The sequence below is a fragment of the Stenotrophomonas sp. HMWF003 genome (genome assembly GCF_003061285.1).
In the GTDB taxonomy this organism is placed as follows: domain Bacteria; phylum Pseudomonadota; class Gammaproteobacteria; order Xanthomonadales; family Xanthomonadaceae; genus Stenotrophomonas; species Stenotrophomonas maltophilia_AP.
Window position 1 is genome coordinate 16,176 of record NZ_QAIW01000248.1, and the last position, 8,746, is coordinate 24,921.

Genomic DNA, 8,746 nt, shown 5'->3' on the forward strand with positions numbered 1-8,746 from the left:
GCCGGCCAGCGGCCGGCACTACCGTGTTGGGCAGGGTTTCCTGGGGAGCCGGCCAGCGGCCGGCACTACCGTGTTGGGTAGGGTTTTCCGGGGAGCCGGCCAGCGGCCGGCACTACCGTGTTGGGTAGGGTTTTCTGGGGAGCCGGCCAGCGGCCGGCACTACCGTGTTGGTGGGGTTTCCCGAGACGCCGGCCAGCGGCAGCCGGGCACGCAGCGGTGGACGCGCCGTGGGGCCTACGGCCGCAGCTTCAGGGTCTGCGACTCATCCAGGCTGCCGTCGGGCTGCAGCACCACGTAGCGTTCGCCGCTGCGGTCGAACAGCACCGGGATCGGGTCGCGGAACAGCGGGCGGCGCACGAAGCGCAGCTGCCAGCCGAAATGTTCCAGCGTGTCCACGGCCTGGCGTTGCTCGGCGGTGAGTCCGGCCCGCAGCTGGGCGGGGTCGGGCGGCTGGCGGCGTTCGGGCGTATTCATCTACTGAAACAAGGCAAAGTCCGGATAACCTGTCGATGCAAGCGGCGTTCCAACCCCGGGGCGGAAGGTACGCCTGCCCTCACCAGCTGTAGAGCTTCCAATACACCGGCGACACGCCGTCCTTGTCGCTGTCCATGCGGCCATCGCCGTTGCGGTCGTACATGTAGAACGCCGGGCCCTGCGCCGGCGTCACCTTGACCATCCGCAGCTGGCCACTCACGCGGTACTCCTGCACGGTGTCACCGTTGGCCAGGGTCTTGCTGGACACATCGGCACCGCTCACATCGACCGGGGGCGTACCGCCGCCGCCCGTGGTGGCACAACCGGCCAGCGCGAGCAGGCCAACCAGCAACAGGGTCTTCATGGGCCGTGGTCCTTGTACAAGTGAGGGTCGATTATGCCCCACGCGTCGTCGTCGGCGTGTCTGGGGTCGGCGCGGGCGGGCGCGTAGAATCGTCGCATGAGCCGATTAGTCCTGATTGACGGGTCCAGTTACCTGTACCGCGCGTTCCACGCGCTTCCGCCGCTGACCAACGCCCACGGTGAACCCACCGGCGCATTGTTTGGTGTGGTCAACATGCTGCGCGCCACCCTGAAGGAGCGCCCGGAATACGTGGCGTTCGTGGTCGATGCGCCCGGCAAGACCTTCCGCGACGACCTGTACGCCGACTACAAGGCCAACCGCCCGCCGATGCCCGACGACCTGCGTCCGCAGATCGAGCCGATGTGCCGCATCGTCGAAGCGCTCGGTCTGAGCATCCTGCGCATTTCCGGCGTGGAAGCCGACGATGTGATCGGCACGCTGGCCCTGCAGGGCCAGCAGGACGGCCTGCAGGTGACCATCTCCACCGGCGACAAGGACTTCGCCCAGCTGGTCCGCCCGGGCATCGAACTGGTCAACACCATGACCGGCAGCCGGATGGATTCGGATGCGGCGGTGATGGACAAGTTCGGCGTGCGCGCCGACCAGATCGTAGACCTGCTGGCGCTGATGGGCGACACGGTGGACAACGTGCCCGGCGTGGAGAAGTGCGGCCCCAAGACCGCCGCCAAGTGGCTGGCCGAATACCAGAACCTGGACGGGGTGATGGCCGCCGCACCGGCCATGAAGGGCAAGATCGGCGAAAACCTGCGCGCAGCGCTGGAGCGCCTGCCGCTCAACCGCGAACTGGTCACCATCCGCACCGACGTGCCGCTGGACGCCAGCCCGCGCACGCTGGCACTGCGCGACCCGGACGTGCCCGCCCTGGGCGAGCTGTACCTGCGTTACGGCTTCACCCAGGCCCTGAAGGAGCTGGGTGGCCCGGCAGCGGCAGCGGTGGCCGCCAGCGACGCCACGGTGAGCCTGCGTGGCACCGCCGCCGGGTATGCCCGCAGTGCGCCGGCTGAAGCGGCGGCCGAGGTCGATCCGGCGCTGTCCGCGCCCGGCGACTACGAGACCGTGCTGACCACCGAACAGCTGGACGCCTGGGTGCAGCGCGCCGAGGCGGCCGACCTGATCGCCTTCGATACCGAAACCGACGCCCTCGATGCGATGCGCGCCAACCTGGTGGGCATCAGCCTGGCGGTCGAGCCGGGCCGGGCGGCCTACATCCCTGTGGGCCACAACTACCCCGGCGCGCCGGCCCAGCTGGGCGCCGATCAGGTGCTGGCGGCGCTGCGCCCGGTGCTGGAAAACCCCAGCAAGAAGAAGCTCGGCCAGCACGGCAAGTACGACCTGCACGTGCTGCGCCGGCATGGCATCGACGTGCAGGGCTACCACGACGACACCATGCTGGAGAGCTTCGTGCTCAACTCCACCGCCACCCGCCACGACATGGATTCGCTGGCGATGCGCTACCTGGGCTACACCACGATCAAGTTCGAGGACGTGGCCGGCAAGGGTGCCAAGCAGATCCCGTTCTCGCAGGTAGGCCTGGACGAGGCCGGCCGCTACGCCGCCGAAGACGCCGACATCACCCTGCGCCTGCACCGCGTGCTGCAGCCGCAGCTGCTGGCCGTGCCGACGCTGGACGGCGTGTACCGCGACATCGAAATGCCGCTGGTGCCGGTGCTGGCCCGGATCGAAGCCAACGGCGTGCACATCGACATGGCCGAACTGCGCCGCCAGAGCCAGGACCTCAGCGTGCGCATGCTGGCCGCCCAGCAGAAAGCGACCGAGCTGGCCGGCCACACCTTCAACCTGGATTCGCCCAAGCAGCTGCAGGCGGTACTGTTCGACGAACTGAAGCTGCCGGCGCTGGTGAAGACCCCCAAGGGCCAGCCCAGCACCAATGAAGAGGCGCTGGAGGCCATTGCCGAGCAGCACGAGCTGCCGCGGGTGATCCTGGAGTACCGCGGGCTGGCCAAGCTGCGCAGCACCTACACCGACAAGCTGCCGGAGATGGTCAACCCGGACACCGGCCGGGTGCACACCAGCTACCACCAGTCCGGAGCGGCCACCGGCCGGCTGTCCTCCTCGGACCCGAACCTGCAGAACATCCCGATCCGCACCGACGACGGCCGCCGCATCCGCCGCGCCTTCGTGGCCCCGCCCGGGCGCAAGATCCTGGCCTGCGATTACTCGCAGATCGAGCTGCGGATCATGGCCCACCTGTCCGAAGACCCGGGCCTGGTGCGCGCCTTCGAACAGGGTGTGGACGTACACCGGGCCACCGCCGCCGAGGTGTTCGGGCGCGCGCTGGACGAGGTCACCCCGAACGAGCGCCGCGCGGCCAAGGCGATCAATTTCGGCCTGATGTACGGCATGAGCGCGTTCGGGCTGGCCCGCAACCTGGGCATCGACCGCGGCCAGGCCCAGGATTACGTGGCGCTGTACTTCAGCCGCTACCCGGGCGTGCGCGACTTCATGGAGCGCATGCGCCAGCAGGCCCGCGACCAGGGCTATGTGGAAACCCTGGAAGGCCGCCGGCTGTACCTGAACGACATTCACGCCCGCAACCAGGGCCTTCGCGCCGGGGCTGAACGGGCGGCGATCAACGCGCCGATGCAGGGCACCGCGGCCGACATCATCAAGCGGGCGATGGTGAAAGTGGACGGCTGGCTGCAGGGCCAGGGCGACCAGGCCCGCATGATCATGCAGGTGCACGATGAATTGGTATTCGAAACCGAAAGTGAGTTTCTCGACACCTTGCGTTTGAAGGTGGTGGAACTGATGTCGTCTTCAGCCCAGTTGCGGGTGCCGTTGGTGGTGGATGCGGGCGTCGGTGATAACTGGGATGAGGCGCACTGAGACGGAAATCACGCTCAAACAGCTGAATTGGTTCATAGCTGCTTGAAAAACTGACTGTCGGATGAATGTTTCCCCTACGCGCCTTTCATTAATTGGGCCCCTTCACGAACTATCAATGTTCGGGGTGCTTTTATAGACCTCGACAGGCGCAACGCCTGTTGTGGATCTCTCCCATCCCCTGGTGCAGATCTCGGAACGGGGGCTCCTCCCCAAGCGCCCGTTCCCCGGCCCCGCTGACCTCCCCCTGGTCGGCGGGGCTTTTTATTTGGGCTGCCATAAACCCGGTGCCGCCCGCCCGATGACTACCCCGCGCTGCCGATTGCCGTTTGCCCTGCGTGCGGCCCATGCTGTGGGCTGGACCCGGGGAGAACCGCATGAGCGATCTGTTTGCATTGGCCATGCCGTGGTGGGAATTCATCCTGCGCGCGGTGGTGGTGTACGTGCTGGTGCTGGGCATGGTGCGGTTGTCGGGCAAGCGCGCGCTGGGCCAGATCACCCCGTTCGACGTGCTGCTGATCGTGCTGCTGGGCAATGCGGTACAGAACGCGTTGCTGGGCAAGGACACCTCGCTGGGCGGCGGGCTGCTGCTGGCGGCCACGCTGATCCTGCTCAACTACGGGGTGGGGTGGTTGAGCACGCGCAGCCGACGTGTTGAACGCCTGGTCGAAGGCGAGCCGGTGCTGATCGCGCGTGACGGCAAGCTGCTGGATTCGGTGCTCCGGCGCGAAATGGTCACGTCGGCCGATGTCGATGCGGCGCTGCGCCAGCAAGGCTGCCTGTCGATCGACGACGTCGCGCTGGCGGTGCTGGAAATCAACGGCCACATCACCATCGTGCCGAAGAAGGGGTAGAGCCACCCCATGGGTGGCTGCCATCGTTCGTCGCCGGTAGAGCCACCCCATGGGTGGCTGCCATCGTTTGAGAGCACAGCCACCCATGGGGTGGCTCTACCCGCCTCTGCGGTGCCGCGTTCGGTTACACCCAGTCGCGCGGCACCAGGTAGTCGGCCAGGCGTGCTTCGTCGCTGCCGGCCTCGGGCTGGAAACCGTATTCCCAGCGCACCCGCGGCGGCAGGCTCATCAGGATGCTCTCGCTGCGCCCGCCGCTCTGCAGGCCGAACAGCGTGCCGCGGTCGTAGACCAGGTTGAACTCCACGTAGCGGCCGCGTCGGTACAGCTGGAACTCGCGCTCACGCTCGCCGAACGGCATGTCCTTGCGACGCGCCACGATCGGCAGGTACGCGTCGAGGAAGCCATCGCCGACCGCGCGCAGGTAGGCAAAGTCGCGTTCAAAGTCACCGTGCAGGTCGTCGAAGAACAACCCGCCCACGCCGCGGGTTTCATTGCGGTGGCGCAGGAAGAAGTATTCGTCGCACCAGCGCTTGTGGTCGGCATAACGTGCTTCGCCAAACGGCGCGCACAGGTCGTGCGCCACGCGATGCCACTGCTGCACGTCCTCGTCGAACGGATAGAACGGGGTCAGGTCGAAGCCGCCGCCGAACCACGACGCCACTTCCACGCCATCGCGCTCGGCGCGGAAGTAGCGCACGTTGGCATGGGTGGTGGGCAGGTACGGGTTGGCCGGGTGGAACACCAGCGATACCCCGGTGGCGCGCCACGAGGCGCCGGCCAGTTCCGGCCGGTTGGCCGATGCCGACGGCGGCAGGCGGGTGCCGGCCACGTCGGAGAAGCCGATGCCGGCCTGCTCGAACACCGCGCCGTCGCGCAGGATGCGGGTGCGGCCGCCGCCGCCTTCAGCGCGCTGCCACTGGTCCTCGGCGAACCGGGCCTGGCCGTCGGCGGCCTCAATGGCCGCACAGATGCGGTCCTGCAGGTCGGTCAGGTAGCTGCGTACGCGCTCGAATTCGTTCATGGCGCTACTTTACCGCAGGCCGGAGAGCCGGGCGGTGGGCGCGGCCGCAGCGGATCACCGCTTGTGATTGGGCGTGCGCGGTGCCGGCGGGATGTCCTGATCGGCATCATCGCCGCTGTTCTGCAGTGCCCGCTCCAGCGCATGCCCGGCCGACATCATGGCCCAGTTGCGCGTGTCCAGCAGGTCGCAGGCAACGTGGCGCCCGCTCGCATCGGCCTGGCACAGCGCCTTGAGCATGCCATGCGCATCCACGTCGCCGTTTCTTTCCTGTGCGGTGGCCAGGTTTTCGCAGCCTTCGCGGATGCCTGCACGGCACACCTGCAGGTAATGCACGCTGGCCTGCTCCCACTGCCCCTTCAAGCCCAGCCGCGTGCCCAGCACGTTGCAGCCCTGCATGCTGCCGCGGGCGCAGCAGGCTTCCGCGCCGCCGTCGACCAGCGCCTTGGGGCAGTCCTGCGGCAGCGGCACTTCGGTGAACTGCACCGGCGGCACGCAGCGAGCAGGGTCGCCTTCAGCCGGCGTGCGCTGGAAGCGCTGGAAGCGGGTCCACTGATCCATGCCGAGCAGGTCGCCGTTGGGCAGGGGTTTCAGCACGAAGTCGCCGCCCTGTTCGTGGCGGATCCGGATGGCGCCGTCTTCAAGGCGGGCGCGCAGCTGGCCCATGCCCATGTCGACCAGGCCACGGTCACCAAAACGAAGGGAGTCCATCAAGGCACGCTGGGAGACGTACGCGCCGCACGGCAGCGTTGCCGCTGCCTGGGGCGCGAGGTCCGCACCCAGCTGCTGCAACGGGGGCGCAAACGCGCATGCACGCGAGTCGCCTGCCGAGCAGGCCAGCGCCAGCGCCGCGGTCGCGTGCTGCAGGTCGCCGGCGTCCCACTGCTGCTCGGCCACCTCGGTGCAGAACCACCCATGCGGACGTGCCTGGCAGTACCCCTGCAGCTTCATCCGGTGCGTCTCGGACAGCGGGCGATCCGGTTCGGGTGCAAACACCTTGACCATGCCGGCCGCCAACGCAGCGCCCTGCAGGGCCTCGGCGATTTTTCCGCCCAGCTCCGGGCGGGATGCCAGCGTATTCCTGCATGCCGCCTCATCGAATACATCGCCGTCTTCGCGGCACAGGGCGGGAAGGCCCATCTCGTCGAAGGCCCTTTCCATGTACGCGCGCATGGCGATCAGCTGGTTCTCGGAGAAGCCGGCATCATCGTCGCCGTCGCGTTGCTGGCGGGCCTGTGCATCCTTCCGGTAGCGAGCGGGCAGATCCCGGCACAGGGCCGGCATGCCGTCACTGCAGCCTGCTTCAAGCGCGGCGGTGTCCTTGTCGTGGCGATCGGCCAGGCAACGCAGCGGATCGGCCAGGCAGCTGCCGTCGGGATGGGGCGCCGGCGCGCTGCATTGGGCGGGCGTGCGCAGTACGAAGCGGTTCCAGCCCAGTGCAAGGGCGCGCCCTCGCTGGCTTGCTTTCAGCGGCTCGATGCTGCCCGATCCGAGATCGATCACCTGCGGCTGCCCGTCCTGCAGGTGCACGAGAAAATCGCTGCGCTCCCCGCTGTAGTCGATCTGGTAGCCGCGGTCGGGGCCTTCCAGGACCAGCTCGGCGCTGTCGGTGTCGTTGATGAAGCGCCCGCAGGTGAGCGGCTGCGCGAAGGCGGTGGGCGCCAGCACGAGCAGCAGCAGTGCCGCCGGTGCGGCGCGCAGGGAAACACGTAAAAGGCAGGGCAGCATGTCCGATCCTTGGAAGCGACACATCCGGTTGCAGGCCATGATGGAGCGCGATGGACGGCGCAGGGCCTGCAAGGACCTGCTGCGCCGTCTGCGAAGGGCAGCAGGATAGCGGGGCGGCCGGCGCTGACAACCGTGGCTGTCGCTTACGGCCGTTGGCGCCGCGCCGCCGTCGCAGGCGTCACTCGCCGCCTGCGGCCTCCTCGGCCATCGCACGCACCATCGCCCGCAGCGTCGGCCAATCGCGGGTGGCGTCCACGTCGCAGGCGATGTGGGTAGGGCCGCCCTTGGCGCAGATGGCCGCCAGGGTGGTCGGTACCGCCTCGTCACCGGTATGCAGATAGACCTCGGCCAGGCCCACGCAGCCAGTGCGCACGCCGGCGGTGCACAGCGCGGCGTAGTACGGCGGCGTGCTCTTCCAGTCTTCCTCGCGTGCCCGCGCGCTGGCGGCGAGCTTGCAGCCCAGCAGCTGGCCGGCCTTGCAGCAGGCCTCCGGGCCGCCCTCGCGATCGAGCGTGGGGCAGTCCAGCGGCTGCGGAATCTCGGTGAAGCTCAGCGGGGCGCTGCAGCCACCGGCGGCACCGGGTTGGCGCGTGTAATGGGCAAAACGGCTCTTGCTGTCCATGCCCACCAGGCTGCCGTCGCGCGTGGCCTGCAGCACCACATCGTCACCGATGTCACGGCGCAGGTGGATCCGCCCGTCCTGCACGCGGGCACGCAGGCGCGTGGCGTAGCCGACCATCTGGACCACGCCGGCATCGCCGAACAGCAGGTCCGAGGGGATACCGTGCTCGGCCACATAGCGGCCACAGGGCAGGGTGGTGGTGGGCACCGGCGACAACGCGGCCGCCGACAACCCAAGCAACGGTGCAACCTGCGTGCAGGCGTAGGCTTCGGCGTGCGCGCTGCACGCGTGCTGCAGGGCGTCGCGGGCCTCCAGCAACCGGCCGGCGTTCCACTGTGCTTCGGCCACGCTGCTGCAGAATTCCTCGCGCGGGTGCTGCTTGCACAGGTCCGCCAGTTCGACCAGCTGTTCGGCCGGCAGCACCGCCTGTGGCGCCCGGCTCAGGCCCATGATCGCCGTGCCCATGATCTCGCCCGCCATTGTTTCAAGCAGGCGCGTGCAGACCGCCGGGTCGTAGCCCTTGGCGGTTTCATCGCACTGCGCCGGCATGGGGAACGGTGGCGGCTCTTCCGGGGCGGCTTCGTTGGCCTGCTCCTGGTATCGCTCGACCAGGCGTTTGCAGAAGACCGGCACGTCTTCGCTGCACCACTGGTGCAGCTGCACGGGCGTGGCCTCGAAGGAGTGCTCCAGGCAGCTCACCGGATCGGCGCGGCAGCTGCCTTCTTCCACCGCGTAGAACGGCTTGCAGGCCGCGGCCTTTTCCCGCACGAAATCGTGGTACCCGCCGGTCAGGGTGCGGTCGCCGTCGCCGAAGGTCCAGT

General features: G+C 68.4%; 7 protein-coding genes. 2 read left to right on the forward strand and 5 right to left on the reverse strand.

What is annotated here, in order from left to right:
* Nucleotides 1-234 precede the first annotated feature (234 nt).
* Nucleotides 235-474 (reverse strand): hypothetical protein, encoded by a 240-nt coding sequence (locus tag DBR34_RS10250; protein ID WP_128096712.1) that lies wholly within the window; start codon nt 472-474, stop codon nt 235-237.
* A 79-nt stretch (nt 475-553) separates the two neighbouring features.
* On the reverse strand, nt 554-838 hold the full coding sequence (locus DBR34_RS10255; RefSeq protein WP_128096713.1) for a DUF2782 domain-containing protein: 285 nt from the start codon (nt 836-838) through the stop codon (nt 554-556).
* Nucleotides 839-934: 96 nt separating this feature from the next.
* Here DBR34_RS10255 and polA point away from each other — a divergent pair, with 96 nt between their 5' ends.
* Together polA and DBR34_RS10265 are read left to right on the forward strand one after the other, a co-directional pair.
* On the forward strand, nt 935-3,706 hold the full coding sequence (gene polA, locus DBR34_RS10260) for a DNA polymerase I (protein WP_128096714.1): 2,772 nt from the start codon (nt 935-937) through the stop codon (nt 3,704-3,706).
* Between the two features lie 374 nt (nt 3,707-4,080).
* The gene (locus tag DBR34_RS10265) at nt 4,081-4,557 is read left to right on the forward strand and encodes a YetF domain-containing protein (protein ID WP_128096715.1); all 477 of its coding nucleotides are present in this window, start codon (nt 4,081-4,083) and stop codon (nt 4,555-4,557) included.
* Between the two features lie 124 nt (nt 4,558-4,681).
* On the opposite strand, the gene hemF is transcribed toward DBR34_RS10265, so the two are convergent.
* The 3 genes from hemF to DBR34_RS10280 all read right to left on the reverse strand — a co-directional run.
* Nucleotides 4,682-5,578: an oxygen-dependent coproporphyrinogen oxidase gene (gene hemF / locus DBR34_RS10270; RefSeq protein WP_128096716.1), complete on the reverse strand. Its 897-nt coding sequence runs from the start codon at nt 5,576-5,578 to the stop codon at nt 4,682-4,684.
* A 54-nt stretch (nt 5,579-5,632) separates the two neighbouring features.
* Nucleotides 5,633-7,303, reverse strand: coding sequence for a hypothetical protein (locus DBR34_RS10275; protein ID WP_128096717.1), 1,671 nt, complete (start codon nt 7,301-7,303; stop codon nt 5,633-5,635).
* Between the two features lie 178 nt (nt 7,304-7,481).
* Nucleotides 7,482-8,746: hypothetical protein (locus DBR34_RS10280; RefSeq protein WP_181393962.1), on the reverse strand; the 1,265-nt coding region annotated here is incomplete at its 5' end.

Coding starts and splice junctions, on each gene's coding strand:
- DBR34_RS10275 (WP_128096717.1), bottom strand. CDS start 7,303: ATGCTGCCCTGCCTTTTACGTGTTTCCCTGCGCGCCGCACCGGCGGCA.
- polA (WP_128096714.1), top strand. CDS start 935: ATGAGCCGATTAGTCCTGATTGACGGGTCCAGTTACCTGTACCGCGCG.
- DBR34_RS10265 (WP_128096715.1), top strand. CDS start 4,081: ATGAGCGATCTGTTTGCATTGGCCATGCCGTGGTGGGAATTCATCCTG.
- hemF (WP_128096716.1), bottom strand. CDS start 5,578: ATGAACGAATTCGAGCGCGTACGCAGCTACCTGACCGACCTGCAGGAC.
- DBR34_RS10250 (WP_128096712.1), bottom strand. CDS start 474: ATGAATACGCCCGAACGCCGCCAGCCGCCCGACCCCGCCCAGCTGCGG.
- DBR34_RS10255 (WP_128096713.1), bottom strand. CDS start 838: ATGAAGACCCTGTTGCTGGTTGGCCTGCTCGCGCTGGCCGGTTGTGCC.